Below are 16,263 nucleotides of genomic sequence, written 5' to 3' on the forward strand. Positions count from 1 at the left end.
CCGTACGCCGCGGGGTTCCCGGGGCGACGCAGTCCACGATCCGGCATCCCGGCCCGCCATGGTGTTGGCCGTTTGGCCACTATGTGACAGGATTTGGCCATGGGTGGAATCCAGGTGGCAGTGACGGAGAGCGAGCGGGACGGGGCGGCCGGGGCGCCGCCACGGCGGCACCGGATCGCCGTGCTCGCCCTGCCCGGGGTCCCGCCCTTCGAGCTGGGGATCCCCTCCCGGGTCTTCGGCAGTGCGCAGGACACCGAGGGCCGCCCGCTCTACGACGTAGTCGTCTGCACCGCCGACGGCGCGCCCGTCCTCAGCGACGCAGGCTTCACGGTGCAGCCGGCCGCCGGCCCCGAGGCCATGGCCGCCGCGGACACCGTGATCCTGCCGCCCACGCACGCCATGCCCGAGCTGGGCCGCGGCGGCCCGCTGCCCCCCGAGGTCGGCGCGGCCATCGCCGGCATCCGGCCCGGCACCCGGCTGGTGTCCATCTGCTCCGGCTCCTACGTGCTCGCCGCCGCCGGGCTGCTCGACGACCGGCCGGCCACCACCCACTGGAACCTGGCCCCGGAGTTCCGCGCGGCCTACCCCAAGGTCAGGGTCGACGAGGAGGTCCTCTTCGTGGACGACGGCGACGTGCTCACCTCCGCCGGCGTGGCCGCCGGCGTCGACCTGTGCCTGCACATGATCCGCCGCGACCACGGCGCGGCAGTCGCCAACCGGGCCGCCCGCATGTGCGTCGTGCCGCCGTGGCGCGACGGCGGACAGGCCCAGTACATCGACCGCCCGGTCCCCGAACCCACCGTCGCCAGCACCACCGCCACCCGCGCCTGGGCCCTGGAGCACCTCGGCGAGCCGCTGCCCCTCACCCGGCTCGCCGAACACGCCCGGATGAGCCTGCGCTCCTTCACCCGGCGCTTCCGCGACGAGGCCGGCATGACCCCGGTGCAGTGGCTCACCGCGCAGCGCCTGGAGCTGGCCAAGCAGTTGCTGGAGACCACCGACCTGTCGATCGACCTGGTCGCCCACCGGGCCGGCCTCGGCTCCGCGAACTCCCTGCGTACACACATGAGGACGGCGTTCGGGGTCTCGCCCGCCGCCTACCGCCGCACCTTCAGCCCCCACGACCCGGTCCCCGCGCCCGCCTGACGCCGCGCCACGCGCCGGCGGGGCCCGGAGGTCACGTGGGGCCTGCACGTACGCGCCCCGGGGATCAGCGCTTCTTGAACTCCTCGATCGCCTCCCGGACCGCCTCCCCCATCGCGTCGCTTCCGACGTGCCCCGAGTCCTCGAAGATGTGGAGCCGCGCGTCCGGCCACGCCTTCGCCAGCTCCCACGCCGTCTGGACCGGGCTGCCCATGTCGTGCCGGCCGTGGACCAGCACGGCCGGAATCCCGGCCAGTTTGTGGGCGTTGCGCAGCAGTTGGTCCTCCTGCAGCCACGCGCCGTTGCTGAAGAAGTGGGCGCAGATCCGTACGAACGCGATCCGCGCGTCGACCTCCTGGTCGCTGTACATGCCGGGAATGCCGTTGGGCTCGTTCGAGATGACCGCGTCCTCCCAGGCGAGCCAGTCGTTGGCGGCCTTCTCCCGGACGGCCCGGTCGGGGTTCTCCATCAGCCGCGCGTAGGCCGCGAGCAGGTCGCCGTCCCGCTCGGACTCGGGGACGCCGTCGCGGAACCGGTCCCACGCCTCGGGCTGGAACCGCCCGGCGCCCCGGTAGAGCCAGTAGGTCTCGGCAGCGTTCGTCACCGTCACCGCCTGAATGACGATCTCGCTGACGCGCTCGGGGTGCTGCTGCGCATAGGCCAGGATGAGCGTCGAACCCCAGGAGGCGCCGTTCAGCAACCACCGCTCGACGCCGAGGTGTTCGCGCAGCCGCTCCATGTCGTCGATCAGGTGCTGCGTGGTGTTCAGGCTCATGTCCGCCGCCGGGTCACTGGCGTGCGGCGTGCTGCGACCACAGTTGCGCTGGTCGTAGCGGATGACGCGGTAGCACTCCGGGTCCCAGGCCCTCGTCGGCCGCTGTGGCGCGCCCGCCCCGGGGCCGCCGTGGACGTACAGGACGGGCTTGCCCGCGGGGTTGCCGAGCTGTTCGTAGTAGATGCGGTTGCCGTCCCCGGTGTCGAGAATTCCATGGCCGTAGGGGCTGGTGGGCGGGTAGAAGTCAACCATGACCGTCGATCCTAGACCGTGGTCGTGGTTGAGTCCCGTCATTTGTTTCCCAACGTGCCGCAGTGGCCTCGGTGTTGATCTCACGGGCGAGCAGGCGGAGCCCCGAGGGATCGAAGTGGGTGACCGCAGGTCCGGCCTCAGGGGTCGTGACCGGCAGGCGCGTGCACGATCAACTCCGCGAACACCCAGGCAACGCCGGCGCCCACCCGAATCCGCACCTGCTCCGGGCCGCCATCGGGCGGCGGCCTTCCGGCCGGTCAGAGCTCAGGCGCTGTCGCCCTCCCAGTCCCAGTACCGGTCGCTGCCCGGCCGGGGCCCGTAGTGCGCGCGCCCGCCCGCGCCGTGGGCGCCGATCTCGGTGACCAGCGCCGCACCGTCCTCGAGCTCGTGCCGGCTCCAGCCGGTGACGTCGAGCAACAGCCCGTCGAGCGGGCCTGCCACCAGCTCCCGGTACACACGCCCTCGCCGCGGCCCCGGATCCGGATCGTCATGGTCCGCCCCGTACACCCGGCCCCGCATCAGCGCATCGTCGTCCATACCGCCCAGCATCCCGGCCACCACCGACAACGGGCCCCCGCGGCCGACCGCGCGCAACCGCCCCGGCGCCCGTACAGTCCGAGACGATGACCACCAGTGAGCCCACCTTCGAGGCGACCGCCGACGAGCTCTACCTCCTCGCCCCGGCCGACTTCACCGCGGCCCGCAACCAGCGCGCTACCGAGCTCAGGAAGAGCCACCCGCAGCTCGCCAAGCGGGTCCGCGCGCTCCACCGCCCGGCCCAGGCCGCATGGGCCGCGAACCTTCTCGCGCACCGCCACAGCGACCTGGTCGAGCAGCTGCTGGAGCTCGGCCAGGCCCTGCGGGACGCTCAGGAGCACCTCGCCGGGGAGCAGCTGCGCGCCCTCGCCGAGCAGCGCCGCCGTCTGGTGCGGGCGCTGACCGAGCAGGCGGAACGGGACACGGCGGCGGCCGGCCATCCGCTCGGCGCAGCAGCCGTCGCCGACCTGGATCGAACGCTGAGCGCCGCGCTCGCCGATCGGGATGCCGGGCAGGCCCTCGCCGCGGGCCGGCTGACCGCCCCGTTGGAACCGGTGCTCTGGCCGGGCGCTGCGCCGGAGGCCGAAGAGCCGGACGCGCCGGGCGGTTCACACGACGGCGCCCGGAAGGCTCCCGTGTCGCTGCGCGGGCGGGCACCCGGGCACCGCGCGGCGCCCTCGCCCGAGGCGGCCGCCGGGGCGAAGGAACGGCCCGCGGCCCGGGCAGCGGCCCGACGAGAGCGGCTACGCGACCAGGAACGGGCCCGGGAGGCGGCAGCCGCGGCCCGGCGAGCCGCGGACGACGCCGCAGGCCTCCTCGACGACGCAGCGCGCGCGCTCGCCGACGCCGAGGCGGCCCAGCGACGGGCAGCGGTGGAAGCCGAGCACGCCCACGCCGCGCTCACCGAGGCCCAGGCGCGCGACACCCGCGCCCAGGACGATCTCGCGCGCACCGAGGAACGGACTCGGGCCGCCCGGGGTGCGGCTCACGCGGCCGGCGAGCAGGCCGAGTCGGCGCGCGAGTCGGCCCGGCAGGCGGACCGGCGGCTGCGCGAGCTGGAGGCCGACGGCCGCCGCGAAAACGTGGACTGACCACCGTCCGTCACCTCTCGGTGCCTTGGCGCGGCGGTCAGCCGCTGCACGCCGCGCAGAGGTGTTCCGCGCTCAGCGTCGCCACCGGCTGGATCGCCGCGCAGCCCCGGCACGAGTCCAGACAGGGACGGCAGTACGGACGCCCTTGCCAGCGAAGCGCCGGAACGGCGTTCTGCCGGCATCCGGCGCACTGCATCGTCACCGGGACGCGGCGCCCGTGCTCGTGCCGCTCCGTCCGGGCCCGATCCTCCGCCGCGTGCAGGGACCGATGCCCGCTGCGCATCCGCGCCCGCACGGCTGCGGCGGCACGCCGGTACGTCTCCGGTCCCGCCTGACGGCTGTCGGAGACGTTGCCGGCAACATCGACCACCGTCGCGTTGGGCAGGCACTCGGGGCAGCTCCCCGTGTCGTCCAACAGCCAGCCGTCCTCACACACCCCGCGCGGGCACTGCGGCGGCAGGACCAGCTCCAGGGCGATCTCGTCGGCACGGGAGAGAAGCGCCTCACCCGTCAGGTGCGAGTACCGCAGGAACCAGCGTCGTTCGACACGGTCCCGGAGCCGCTGCGGCGAGACACCGCCTTCGAGCTGGCGGCCGATCTCCCCGCGCACGGTGTGCGGGATCCCGCCGCGTTTTCCGAGCGCGGCCATCAGCGGGCCCGGGATCGCCGCACCGACCCATACGGCGGGGTGCTGGCCGTGTTCCATGAAGGGCGAACTCACTGAACGAATCCTTCCGCACCGGTCGGTCCCTGTCATCCCGCCGGTGTGTCCTTCCGACCGTGGAGTCGGGGGACGGGTGCCGTCGCCCCCGGCGGCGTGGCCGGGGCCGACGGGAGGGGCCGGGGCTACCGGCGCTGGCCGGGCAGCCTGCGGTCGCGGTCACGCTTGAGATCGAGGAGTTCGCGGAACAGCCCGCTCCCGGAAGCGAGTTCGGCGAAGGTTCCCTCTTCGGCGATCCGGCCGCCGCGCATGACGACGATGCGGTCCGCGAGGACGGCGTTGTCGAGGTTGTGGGTGACCAGGATCGTGGCGCGCCCGGCCGCCAGGGTCCGCAGGTTGTGGAAGATGCGGTGCTCCGCCCGCGGGTCGAGGTCGGAGGTCGGTTCGTCCAGGACGAGCAGGCCCGGGGCGCGCAGGGAGCGGTAGAAGGCGCGGGCGACGGCCACCCGCTGGAACTGGCCGCCGGACAGCCACTCGCCGCCCCAGAACGCGCGGGCCAGCAGGGTGTTGTACCGGGAGCGCAGCGTGGCCGCGACCTCGTCGGCGCCCGCCAGCGCGGCGGCGCGCTCCACCAGCTCCTTCCCGCCGGTCCGGTCGACGTGGCCGAGGTGGATGTTCTCGCCGAGGGTGAGCGGCCAGCGGGAGAACTGCTGCGGCACGAGTGCGACCCGTTCCCACAGGGCGTGCGGGTCCATCTCCTGGGTCGGCACGTCGTCCCAGGTCACGACACCGCCGCTCGGCAGGGTCAGGCCTGACAGCAGCCGTAGCAGGGTGCTCTTCCCGGAACCGTTCTCACCGATCAGGGCGACGATCTCGCCCTGGCGGATCTCCAGGTCCAGGCCGTCCAGCGTGGGCCGGTCGGCCCCGGGATAGGTGTACGAGACCTTCCGCGCCGCGACCCGGCGCGGGGCGGCGGGCTCGGCCGTCCCACGGCGCATCGCGTGCCCGCCGGCCTCGGCCACGAAGTCGTCGAAGTCCCGCAGGTACAGACCGAGCCGGTAGAGCCGGGTGCCGCCGCCGACGATGCCCTGAAGCCCGGACCCGGCGGTGCGCAGCGCGAAGACGGCCGTCCCGGCGGCGGCCACCGAGACGTGGCCGGTGGCCAGGAGTGCCAGGAGGGCGCCCCAGACCAGGACCGAGGCGAGGCCGGTGGCCAGGGAGCCGAGGAAGGAGATGCGGGCGGCCCGGCGGGCGGCCCGGTCGGTGGCGGCGTCCAGGCGGTCACCGGCCTTGCGGTACTTGGTGGTGAGGAAGCCCGCCATGGTGTCGGACCGGATCTGGTCGGCGTTGTCGTCGTGGCAGAGGCAGTACCGCAGCATCCCCAACAGGCGCCGGTCGTCCATGCTCTCGATGGCCATCAGGTAGCGGATGCGTGCGGAACGGGCCGCCACCACGCCCTGCGGGATCGACGCCAGGACCAGGAACGGCACGAGCGCCGGGTGCAGGGCGGCGAGCACCCCGGCGGCCGCGGCGAGGGTGACGACGGAGGCGATGATCTCCTGGGCCACGCCGAGGAGTTCCTGCGAGGAGTCGGCTCCCCGGTCGGCGGCGTCCCAGCGTTCGGCGTAGCCGACGTGGTCGTACGCCTCCAGCTCGGCGGCCACCGAGACGGCCAGCAGCTCCAGCTCCGCCTCGCGCGCGATCCTCGGCGAGAGCCGCTCGGAGATCGCGACGCTGACGGTGCCCAGCAACGCCCGGCCGGCGGCCGCCACCGCCAGGACCGTCACCGGCCACGCGCCGTCGCCGAGCCGGCCGGCGACCGGACCGCCCGCAGGCGCGATCACCGCGCCGATCGCTCCGGTGGTCGCCCAGAGCGCCACGGCCGCCAACACGCCGGAGATCAGCTGCCCGGCGAGCAGGACGACGGTGGCCCGCCGGTCCACCCGCCACGCCAGCCTGAGAGTGCGGCGCACCAGCTGCGGCAGGCGCCGCATCATCGCCCACGCCGACAGCCTGGCGGTGGCCTGCACGATCCGGTCCGTGCGGTAGGACCAGCGGGCCTCCTCCGCCTCGTCGCCCGGCTGCTCGCCGGCCGGTTCCACGTCCTGCTGCTGCTCAACCACGCATGCTCCTCGAATGACCGGACACGTCCGTGCTGCACGCGGGCAGCCCTGACCGCCGTGCCGGGTGGCCGGGCGAAGGCCCGGCGCGGGGCGTGCGGGGTTGGCGGACCGGCTCCCTGGGGAGCCGTCCGGAAGGGCTGGGGTCGCGGTGCGCCGCTGATCCTGGCAGCGGCTCGCCCGCCCGCCGGGCGTGTCCCGGGGAGGCTCACTCGATGTGAGCAAACCCGTGTCCCCGTCGGCGAGTTGGTGGACACCGCCGCTCACCCTTGCGGCTGCTGGCAGCACGTGGGGGTGCCTCCGGAGGGCGAGGTCGGCGTGCCGCGTACCCGATGGTGACAGGGCGGGCCGCCGGTTTCGACGGCGCCGGCCCGCCCCGCCGTCTGCCGGCGGGGCGGGCCGAGGTGGGCCCTGCGGACGTCGTGTACGTCCGGACGCCGGACCTGCGGGGGACAGACCGGCGAGCGGTTGTTCAGTGACTGTGCCGCAGGATCCACCGGACGCCGCGGTCGGCGCCCACGCAGCGACGCCGGATCCGCGCGTGCCGCGCGTGCGGCACCTCGTCGGACAGGTGCAGGGCCACGTCGGTCAGTTCACGCGCTCGACACTGGAGATCGAGCAGGAAGTCGGGGTCGGGCCGGGGAGCGGCCATCAGACGCTCGTACGCCGTCTCCACCGCGGCCAGCGCCGCACCCAGATCATGTCGTGCCGTCTGCGGACGGTGAGGAAGCGTTGCCATGCCCTCTCCTCCACGGTAGTGATGCGCCGATCCTGCGGTCGGTCGCCTTCGACGGGTCCAGGGGCCGGCCGGTCGCCCGATCGGCCACCAGCGCCTGATGTCACGCACTCCCCGGACTGTCGGTGTCCGGCTCGGCCATCTTCTGCTGCGCCTCGGCGATCGCACCCTTCAGGGCCTGCACGTGGTGCCCCTCGGCCTCGCCGACCGCCTTCTTGACGGCGCGGGTCACGGCCGGTTCGACCTTCCCGGCCGCCGAGCGAGGGAAGGCGACGACCAGTCCCGCGCCACCGAGCGGGATGGTGGCCCCCACCTGCTCCTCCAGTTTGGCGGCCGTCTTGTGGTGGACCAGCTTGCCGGCCCCGGCGCCGATCACCGCGCCGACCGCGGTCGCGGCCAGCAGCGGTGGCGCGAACAGCCCGACCACGAACCCGACGGCGCCCAGGCCCGCTGCGCCCTCGCGAACCATGTGGTCGGTCTCCTCCACCGACAGGTCGCCGTTGAGGTCCTTGCTCACGACCACCGCACCGTGCAGGTAGCCGCCGCTGGCCAGGACCGCCTCGTAGTCCTCCCGGGCGGCCTCCTTGGACATGTAGCCGCCGATCAGCACGTCAATGGTCTCGTCGTCGAACTTCATCGGTCCTCCTCTGCTCCGCGAACGTGCCTCACCCGGCGAGTCCGTGCCCGGCGTGCCCGTGGTGGGCAGCCGTGTGCAGCGTGTCCTCGTCCTCGGCCGACTGGTGCGACTCGATGTCGAAGGTGACCTTCTTGACGGTGCCGGTGAAGGCGAAGGGCTTCTTGTCCTCGTAGCTGAGGTCGACGACTCCGCCGTTGTCACGGCCGATGTCCATGCCCGCGTAGGCGGAGAAGCGGATCGGGACGGTGTGGTCCATACGGCCGGTGGCCACGGTCTTGCCGTCGATCAGCAGGGTGACCTGCCCGCCGGTGGCGGGCTTGGGCGCGTCGGCCACGAACTCCATACGCACGTTCACCTCACCCGCCGGCAACTGCACTTCGGCCTGCTGCCGGTAGACGAACACGCCCATCATCGAGTAGGTGTGGGTGAGCTTGCCGTCCTGGACGAAGAGCGAGAACCCGCCCAGGTGGTCGGCCTCGGCCACGATCACGCCTTCGACTCCCTCCGGCGGGACGACCAGGTCGGCGCTGATCGTGTACGAGTGGTTGTAGATGCGCGGGATCATCCCCGACATGACGTTCTGGACGTCTCCCCGGTACTCGAAGTGGTCCAGATCCGGCCGCGGCGGGAGGATGCCGAAGAACGCGGACAGCGTGGCGAGCAGGGGGAGCACCTTGTACCGCTCCGCCTCCTGCCAGAAGAGCTCCCTCAACTCCCTCACCTTCTCGGGGTGATCCGCGGCGAGGTCGTGCGCCTGGCTGAAGTCGTCGGGCAGGTAGTACAGCTCGGTCGGGTCGTCGTCCGGATTCCAGACGCCGGGCGCGTACGGCCTGAGCGCATGCGGTGTGACCACCCACGGGATGCGCTCGGTCTTCATCGCCAGCCACCAACCGTCCTTGTACATGGCGCGGTTGCCGATGCTCTCGAAGTACTGCTGCGTGTGCCGTTCCGGCGCGGCCGCGTCGGACAGCGACTCCGCGAAGGTCACACCGTGGTGGGGCTGCTGCTCGATCCCGTCGACATGGGTGGGGGCCGGGATCCCGGCGACGTCCAGGATCGTCGGCCCGATGTCGATGACGTGGGTGAACTGCGAGCGCAGCGTGCCGGGGTCGGTGATGCGCGCCGGCCAGTGGACGACCATCGGGTCCCGCGTCCCGCCCAGGTGGGACCCGACCTGCTTGCCCCACTTGAACGGAGTGTTGCCCGCCCACGCCCACGCCGCGGAGTAGTGCGGATCCATGAGCTGGGAGCCCCAGGCCTCGATGCCGCCGTAGCGGTCGGCCAGTTGGAGCTGCATCTCGTCGCTGAGCGGGATGCCGTTCTGCATCGTCATCTCGTTGAACGAGCCCGTGACGGTGCCCTCCATGCTGGCCCCGTTGTCACCCCAGATCCAGATGATCAGCGTGTTGTCGAGCTCGCCGAGTTCGTCGATCGCGTCGATGACCCGGCCGACGTTGTGATCGGCGTTCTCCGAGAATCCCGCGTAGACCTCCATCTGGCGGGCGTAGTAGGCCTTCAGCCGGTCGGAGACGTCGTCCCACGCGGGGAAGGCCTCGTCACGCGCTGTCAGTTCGGCGTCCGCCGGGACCACGCCCAGTTCCTTCTGCCGGGCGAAGACCTCCTCCCGGAGCCGGTCCCAGCCCTGGTCGAACTTGCCCTTGTACTTGTCCGCCCATTCGGAGGCCACGTGGTGCGGGGCATGGCTGCATCCGGTGGCGAAGTAGGCGAAGAACGGCTTGCGGGCGTTCTGCGCCCGGACGCCGTGAAGCCACTCGATGGTCTTGTCGGCCATGTCGTCCGGCAGGTAGTACGGGTTCTCCTTGTCGTAGAAGCGCTCCGGAGTGCCGATGATCTTCTGGTTCTCGGCGAGGCAGGGGTCCCACTGGCCTGAGTCACCGCCCAGGAAGCCGTAGAAGTAGTCGAAGCCCCACCCGTTCGGCCAGCGCGCGAACGGTCCGGCCGGTCCCTGGTCGCCGTCGGGGGTCAGGTGCCACTTGCCGAACGCCGCGGTGCTGTATCCGTTCTCCGCCAATACCCTCGGCCATGGCGTGCAGTCACGCGGAACCATCGCCGTGTAGCCGGGGAAGCCGCTGGAGAACTCGCCGATCGACCCGAAGCCGACCGTGTGACTGTTCCGCCCGGTGAGCAGGGCCGCACGCGTCGGAGAGCACAGCGCAGTGAGGTGGAACCGGTTGTACCGCAACCCCGCCTCGGCCATCTGCGTGAAGCGTGGCGTGTTGATGGGACCGCCGAACGTGCTCGGGTTGCCGAAGCCGGCGTCGTCGATCAGCACCACCAGGACGTTCGGAGCCCCTTCCGGAGGCTCCGGATGCCCGATGAGGTTCCAGTCCGGCACCGATCCGTCGAGCGTTCTGTTGCTCACTCCCTGGAACGGCGGCCTGCGGATCGGAAGCTTCGTACGGTCAAGCTCGCTCATCGTTGCCCTACTTCCCGTTCACAACCATCAGCGTCCGGGTCGCCGGGGTCAGGGAGGACAATCCCGTGAGTCCCTGCAACCGGTGTCGGCGCCGGCTGAACCGTGACCGGCTCCGGACGGCTGAGTTCTGATGCTCTTGTGTCGCTCTCTGCCCTTGTTCCGTCGTTGCCTGCGGCGTTGGGTTCTCGACGAGGCGGGCATCTCGTCTCCCCCGACCGGAGCGTCCCCGATGACTCCGGTACCGAGGTGCGGGAAACCGACGTCGCTGCTTCCGCCCGCGCGGCGCCCTGCCCGGGGTCGGGGAGGGCCTGGCGTCCGGCTCAACAGCGGGCGTATTAGCCCGAGATGTCGTCGCCGGCGATGACGGCGACTTCCTCATTGTCCGCCGCGACCATGCCGTCCGCCCGACGACGCGAGTTCGGAGGGACGAGTCGCCGGTCCCGACGCGGAACGAAACGGCATCTGCCGCATGCAGGCTGGGACTTCGGCCGGGATGCGGGCCCTCGGCCACCGTGCGAGGCTGTCAATGAGTCCGGCCCGGCCGGCACCTCCATGGGTGCGGACGGACGCGACGGCCGAGAGTTCCCGAAGACTCCTGGTGACCGGATGGACGGCGCCCGCCGCCGTTGCGGTGGTCTTCGCCGGCGCTGCGGCGGTCTTTGCGGCATCTCCCCCATCGCCGAGGTCCGCCCACGGACGACGAGACAACGGAGGCGCAGATATGACATCACCCGACAACGACGAACTGGGACCGGTCGACTACCTCGTCGTCGAGTTTCCGCCCGCTACCTCGCACTTCACCGGCGAAATGGCCGCAGAGCTCGACAAGCTGGTCACCTCGGGGACCATCCGGGTCCTGGACCTGGTCATCCTGACGAAGGGGCCGGGCGGCGAGCTGGACGTCCTGGAGGTCAACGACCTCGAAGGCGTCGGCGAACTGCGCGCGGCTGAGGCACAGTTGGCCGGCCTGCTCGCCGAGGAGGACGTCATCAACCTGGCCGCCGCCATGGAGCCCGGCACGACAGCCGGAGTGCTGGTCTGGGAGAACACGTGGGCGGGACCCTTCGCCGCCGCCGCACGCCGCTCGGGAGCCCAGCTCATCGCCAACGGACGCATTCCGATCCAGGCCATCCTGGCCTCGATCGAAGCCGACGAGGAAGGAGAGTGAGATGCCCCTCGGACCCATGCGCAGAGGACGACGCGGGGTGATCGGCGCCCCCGTCGCTCGTACAGCGGCTGTCGTCGGCACGGCAGCGGTCGTCGCCCACGGGGTCGACCGCCGCAGCGACCGGCGCGAGGACCGCCGGGACGACCGTCAGGACCGCCGGGAGGACCGCCGGGACCGGCGCTGATCCGGGCCTCACTGGCCGAGTACCACGGCAGGAGACCGGGCGAATCGGGCTGCCCGCTGCGATCAACGGGGGGAAGGCGTCCACGGGGCACGTCGCCCGACGGGAAGGCCTGTTGCCCAAGCCCGCCGCGGGCGGCGTCCTCCCGTGCCGGCCTCCGTTGGCGGCCGCCGGCCGGCCCGGGCGACATACGCGAGGGCGCCGTTCCAGGGCGACGTCCACCGCCGGATGCGCCGCGAGCCCGCGGAGACCTGCCCGGTGGCGGCCGTGCAGGCCACGGACGAGACGAAGCGGGCGCTGCCGACGCAGTGCGCATCAATGGCGATCGGGCTGACCCGGACCCGTCGCACCGGCCCCCTCGCCGTCCACGGGGCGGGCGAGCGCGTCATTGCTGCCCCTGCGGAACCAGCCGCTGTCCAGCCGGACAGGCCGCGGACCGGCAGGGGGCGCGCCGGACTGCGCGGCCGACGGCGCCGAGAGCGCCGAGAGCATGGGCGGCCCCGACTCGCCGGCCCCGGGTCCGGCGGCCCGGGGTGCATCAGCAGGGGGGTGTTTCGCGTCGTGTGCGCGGCTTCTCCGTCTCCCGGTAACCGCAGGAGTCCAGGTCGCCCCTGCTCCATTCCCCACCTGTCGGACCGCCCGCCACAGTCTGTGACTTTCGGTCAATTCGGTTATTCCTCCGCAGTTCTGACGGACAGTCCGAGAATGAGGATCCCTCGCATCCTGGGCCGCCTCACAGGCAGGGGCCGCGGCCGCCCACGACCCTCGACGGCTGCTACCGCGGGACGGGCCCCAGCGGAAAGGGCGCGGGGCGGTCGCGGAGGTGCTGCCTGACTGCCGCCGTGGCAGCCTGGATACGGAGTCTCCGACCAGGTCGCCCGATCCGGCGACAAGGCTGTTCTCGAAGGAGCCCGAACATGGCCAGCAATGTCAGCGGAACGCCGACGGATACCCAGGTTTCGCCAAGGCCGTTCGCAACCGGTTGGACCGTCTTTGCCGCAGTGCTCATGATCTTCGGCGGCGCGATGGCGATATTCGAGGGGATCGCCGCCATCGCCAAGGACGACCTGATCGTCGTCACCCGCAGCTACACCTACCAGATGAACACCACCGGCTGGGGCTGGATCCACCTCATCCTGGGCATCATCATCGTTCTGGCCGGTGCGGCCCTCTTCACCGGTGCCGTCTGGGCACGTGCCATCGGCGTCGTCGTGGCCGGGTTGGCGATGATCGCGAACTTCCTGTGGCTGCCCTACTACCCGTTCTGGGCCATCGTGCTGATCGCCATCGACGTCTTCGTGATCTGGGCTCTCTGCGCCGGAACGACCAGAACATCGCTGCAGGCTTGACCCGCTGCCGCCGGCCCGCTGTGCGGGACCGGCGGCGCTGCGTCCCCGGCATCCGTGAGGCGCCGACCGGCCGAGCCTCCGAGCGGTGCGAGGCTCGGCATCGGGTCACACCAGCTGCGAGAGGCTCTGGCCCACCAACCAGAAGCCGATCAGGAGCGAGAGCACGACGATGGCCGGATCCTGGTGGTCGACGATCCACCGACGCATCTGCTCCAGTCTGACCTCGGCGGCGCTCGGAGCGAACACGGTGTAGAGCTCCATCGCCAGCTGACTCGAGGCCGCCACGACGCAGAAGGCGAACAGGGCGAACCAGGTAGCGGAGTCGGACAGGTTCGCCTGGACCACGGCGGCCGCACCGGCGGCCACCAGCCCCCAGGGCTGGAGCAGTACCGCGAGTCCTGCCGCCGACCAGGAATTGGCCTGGTCGAGGTGTCTCTGCCACTTGGGGGTCTTCCGCTCGTGCGGTGCCTTGACGCGGCGCCGCTTGTGCTCGCCGTACGCGATCAGGCCGATGCCCACCGCCAACTTGACCACCAAGGCGGCCGTCGACGAAGCCGAGTTCCTGTCCGGAGGCTGACCACCGGTCAACAGCAGCACCGCGGCGATCACCACGACCAGGCATGCCAGCCAGGCGAGGATGAAGGCCAGCCCCTTGCGGACCCCCCGCTCGGCGGAGAGCAGCAGGACGAACGCGATGAGCGGGAGCGGCTCGAGCGTGATTCCCAGACCGATCACAATGAGCTCAAGGACCATCGTCAGCCACCTTTCCCGAGGTCACCGCCTGCCGGGTCACCCGGTCCGTCCGACCCGGGCCGGCCGGTCTCCTGCTGCGGGCCGCCGGGCTGCACACGCCGGTCGAGGCCCCTGCGCACGGCCTCCAACATGACGTGCGCGATGACACCGATCAGGAGCACGTCCGCGAGCATCTGCAGAACCACCGTGCTCCTTGCCGCTTCCGTTTTGGGGGCGATGTCACCGAAGCCCACGGTGGAGAAGACCGTGACCGTGAAGTACACGGCATCCGTACGGGACAAGGACTCGGTGAAGGATCCCGCTTGGCTCCTCTCCAGGAGAAAGTAGCTCGTGGCGAACAGCAGGATGAGCAGCGGGAACACGGTCGCGAGCGCCTCGACGGCCCGCAGCCTCGGGTACGGGGAACGGCTGACCGACCGTGTCTGCCAGGCGAGGAGGGCGGACACCGCCACCAGACCGAGGACGAGCCCCAGCACCGTCGCGGCGCGGTAGGGCTTGTCCATGGGGATCAGGTAGTAGGCCGTCAGCAGGCCGGCGGTGGTCACCAACGGTCGTAGGAGTGCGCGCGCCAGGAGTCTGCGCCGCTTCCACCGGGGGAGGTCCTGAAGGTCCGGCCCCACCATCCCCTTGCCCACCGGCTCAGGACCGCAACGACAACGGATGAATCGCCATGCGGATCACGATGCAGGATGCGTGCGCGGATCCGGCGCTCCGAGACCGCTTGACCGGATGCGGACCACCTGGTCGGCCCAGTCTGCCCCGACCGCCCGGAGTCCCCGTCTGCAGCGGTGGGCGATCCACCCGCCCCGCGCGACCGGAGGCGGGGGCGCCTTCCTGGTCGCGGAGGCTCAGACACCCGGGCGCGGGCCGCCGGCGACCGTGGAAGCCGACGGCGGTCGGGGGGAGTCCCCCGGTTCCGCGTCCAGGAACTCCCGGATGGCGAACCCGACCAGCACCACGACGACGATCCACAGCACCACCGCCGCCGTCGGGTAGCTCCACGTCGCGAGGACGACTGCCGCCACGACGAGGACCGCCGCTCCGATCCAGCGCTTGTACTGGTGCACGAACCGGCCGACCGCCCCGAGGCGCATGCCGTGAGCGGTCGACACCTCGCGCAGGGCGCCGATCGCCGACTTGCAGGCCGTGCGGATCCAAACGGCGACCTTGGACGGGCCGACCAGGAAGGCACCGATGGCCGTCACCAGGGCCGCCACGCCCACGGCGCGGACGCTCGCGCGCAGGAAGCGGATCAGGGCGTCGTAGATCGCGCCGGCGGCGGCCTGGGATGCTCCGGGCGGCAGGTGGTCGAGGTAGAACGACCGGAAGACCGTCAGGACGACTCCCAGCAGGAGCATGGCGATGGCCACCCCGAGCGCTGCGCCGACCAGGCCGCGGCGCCGGTTCACGGCGGTGAACACGCCGGCGGCGGCCACCAGCACGGCGATGATCGGGAGCCAGGTGCCCATGATCTCGAGGATCCGGAAGTAGGTCTTGACCTTGCCCACGTCCTTCGAGGCGAACACCACGAAGCTGGTGTGCACCTCCGGGATCTTCGCCGCCGGTCCGAAGCCCGACGCCACCAGCTGGTCCTTGACCTTGGCGACGAACGGCCCGATGTCGATGGCGACCTGGTTGTTCTCCAGCGAGACCGCTCCCCCGCCCTTGCCTGTCAGCGCCTTGTCGAGCGAGGAGTGCACGGCCCGGTTCGCGTCGACCCACAGGGTCTCGAACTGGTCGCTGGTCACCACCTTGTTCACGGTGGTGCTGACCAGCTGGGTGAGACCGCTGGTGATCGGCCCGGTCAGGCCGCCGATCAGCTTGCCGAGCTCGGGCGGCGCACCCTGCTGGACGGCGGCCTGGGAGAGCTCGTCCACCACGGCCTTCACGTCGATCTGGGCCAGGACCTCCGAGGTGACCCGGTTGGTGAGCGCGGCCTGGACGTCGGGGTTGCTCGCCAGCGGCGCCACCGTGGCGACGTACCGGTCGGTGTCACCGATGATCGAGTTGGTCCAGACCGCGATGACCGCGAGCAGAGCCAGCAGGGAGGAGATGACGATCAGGACGACCGAGCCCGTCGTTCGTAGGCGGTGGTGGCGCGCCCTGGGCGGTGGCGTGGACGCCTCGAGGGCGGTGAGCCGGTGCCGCAGTTCGTCCAGCTCGTTGCGCTCGTCCCTCGAGAGCTCGGCCGGCTGCGGCGGTCTGCCGGTGACCGGCGGCTCGCCCTCGGGCCGGCCGCCCGGCGGCGGCGTGTCCCCCGGTCGCCCCGGATCCGGCTCGGACGTGTCGGAAGGCATCACAGGCTCCCAGGGTCGGCTGTCATGAACGAGCTGGTCTGACGATCGGCCAGCCCTTCTTCAGGGAATGCTCGACGCCTCGGGACCGCCACCGGGGGTGCGCACACGAGTGACTGCCGTGCGGGT

Annotated in this window: 15 protein-coding genes; 5 read left to right on the forward strand and 10 right to left on the reverse strand. The window is 71.8% G+C overall.

Going from position 1 to position 16,263, the window contains the following annotated elements; genetic code table 11:
• The first annotated feature begins 99 nt into the window (after positions 1–99).
• Entirely contained in the window at positions 100–1,146 is a 1,047-nt protein-coding gene (locus tag ACZ5WK_RS31640; protein WP_465552534.1) for a GlxA family transcriptional regulator, read from the forward strand.
• A 64-nt stretch (positions 1,147–1,210) separates the two neighbouring features.
• Here the strand turns inward: ACZ5WK_RS31640 and pip are convergent, their stop codons facing one another.
• Both pip and ACZ5WK_RS31650 read right to left on the reverse strand, forming a co-directional pair.
• Positions 1,211–2,170: a prolyl aminopeptidase gene (pip, locus tag ACZ5WK_RS31645; RefSeq protein WP_465552536.1), complete on the reverse strand. Its 960-nt coding sequence runs from the start codon at positions 2,168–2,170 to the stop codon at positions 1,211–1,213.
• 264 nt (positions 2,171–2,434) lie between these two features.
• Positions 2,435–2,707 (reverse strand): hypothetical protein, encoded by a 273-nt coding sequence (locus tag ACZ5WK_RS31650; protein ID WP_465552538.1) that lies wholly within the window; start codon positions 2,705–2,707, stop codon positions 2,435–2,437.
• An 86-nt stretch (positions 2,708–2,793) separates the two neighbouring features.
• On the opposite strand from ACZ5WK_RS31650, the gene ACZ5WK_RS31655 reads away from it, so the two are divergent.
• Positions 2,794–3,798: a hypothetical protein gene (locus tag ACZ5WK_RS31655; protein ID WP_465552540.1), complete on the forward strand. Its 1,005-nt coding sequence runs from the start codon at positions 2,794–2,796 to the stop codon at positions 3,796–3,798.
• 37 nt (positions 3,799–3,835) lie between these two features.
• Here ACZ5WK_RS31655 and ACZ5WK_RS31660 read toward each other — a convergent pair whose 3' ends face one another.
• From ACZ5WK_RS31660 to ACZ5WK_RS31680, 5 genes are all read right to left on the reverse strand, one after another.
• Positions 3,836–4,519, reverse strand: coding sequence for a hypothetical protein (locus ACZ5WK_RS31660; RefSeq protein WP_465552542.1), 684 nt, complete (start codon positions 4,517–4,519; stop codon positions 3,836–3,838).
• Between the two features lie 125 nt (positions 4,520–4,644).
• Entirely contained in the window at positions 4,645–6,582 is a 1,938-nt protein-coding gene (locus tag ACZ5WK_RS31665) for an ATP-binding cassette domain-containing protein (RefSeq protein WP_465552544.1), read from the reverse strand.
• 469 nt (positions 6,583–7,051) lie between these two features.
• Positions 7,052–7,318 (reverse strand): hypothetical protein, encoded by a 267-nt coding sequence (locus ACZ5WK_RS31670; RefSeq protein WP_465552546.1) that lies wholly within the window; start codon positions 7,316–7,318, stop codon positions 7,052–7,054.
• Between the two features lie 100 nt (positions 7,319–7,418).
• On the reverse strand, positions 7,419–7,952 hold the full coding sequence (locus tag ACZ5WK_RS31675; protein ID WP_465552547.1) for a DUF1269 domain-containing protein: 534 nt from the start codon (positions 7,950–7,952) through the stop codon (positions 7,419–7,421).
• A 28-nt stretch (positions 7,953–7,980) separates the two neighbouring features.
• On the reverse strand, positions 7,981–10,389 hold the full coding sequence (locus ACZ5WK_RS31680) for an arylsulfatase (protein ID WP_465552548.1): 2,409 nt from the start codon (positions 10,387–10,389) through the stop codon (positions 7,981–7,983).
• Positions 10,390–11,110: 721 nt separating this feature from the next.
• Here ACZ5WK_RS31680 and ACZ5WK_RS31685 point away from each other — a divergent pair.
• The 3 genes from ACZ5WK_RS31685 (at position 11,111) to ACZ5WK_RS31695 (ending at position 13,087) form a co-directional block, all read left to right on the forward strand.
• Complete coding sequence (locus tag ACZ5WK_RS31685; protein WP_465552549.1) at positions 11,111–11,557, forward strand: DUF6325 family protein; 447 nt, start codon at positions 11,111–11,113, stop codon at positions 11,555–11,557.
• Position 11,558: 1 nt separating this feature from the next.
• A complete protein-coding gene (locus ACZ5WK_RS31690; RefSeq protein ID WP_396320346.1) occupies positions 11,559–11,741 on the forward strand; it encodes a hypothetical protein in 183 nt (60 codons plus the stop codon).
• Between the two features lie 914 nt (positions 11,742–12,655).
• Entirely contained in the window at positions 12,656–13,087 is a 432-nt protein-coding gene (locus ACZ5WK_RS31695; RefSeq protein WP_465552552.1) for a DUF7144 family membrane protein, read from the forward strand.
• 105 nt (positions 13,088–13,192) lie between these two features.
• Here the strand turns inward: ACZ5WK_RS31695 and ACZ5WK_RS31700 are convergent, their stop codons facing one another.
• The 3 genes from ACZ5WK_RS31700 to ACZ5WK_RS31710 form a co-directional block, all read right to left on the reverse strand.
• Complete coding sequence (locus ACZ5WK_RS31700) at positions 13,193–13,840, reverse strand: GAP family protein (protein WP_465552554.1); 648 nt, start codon at positions 13,838–13,840, stop codon at positions 13,193–13,195.
• A gap of 2 nt (positions 13,841–13,842) precedes the next feature.
• On the reverse strand, positions 13,843–14,385 hold the full coding sequence (locus ACZ5WK_RS31705; RefSeq protein WP_465552627.1) for a potassium channel family protein: 543 nt from the start codon (positions 14,383–14,385) through the stop codon (positions 13,843–13,845).
• Positions 14,386–14,688: 303 nt separating this feature from the next.
• Positions 14,689–16,137, reverse strand: a complete 1,449-nt coding sequence (locus ACZ5WK_RS31710; protein ID WP_465552555.1) for a hypothetical protein — start codon at positions 16,135–16,137, stop codon at positions 14,689–14,691.
• Positions 16,138–16,263 lie beyond the last annotated feature (126 nt).

Source organism: Kitasatospora sp. NPDC032757, from assembly GCF_055579305.1.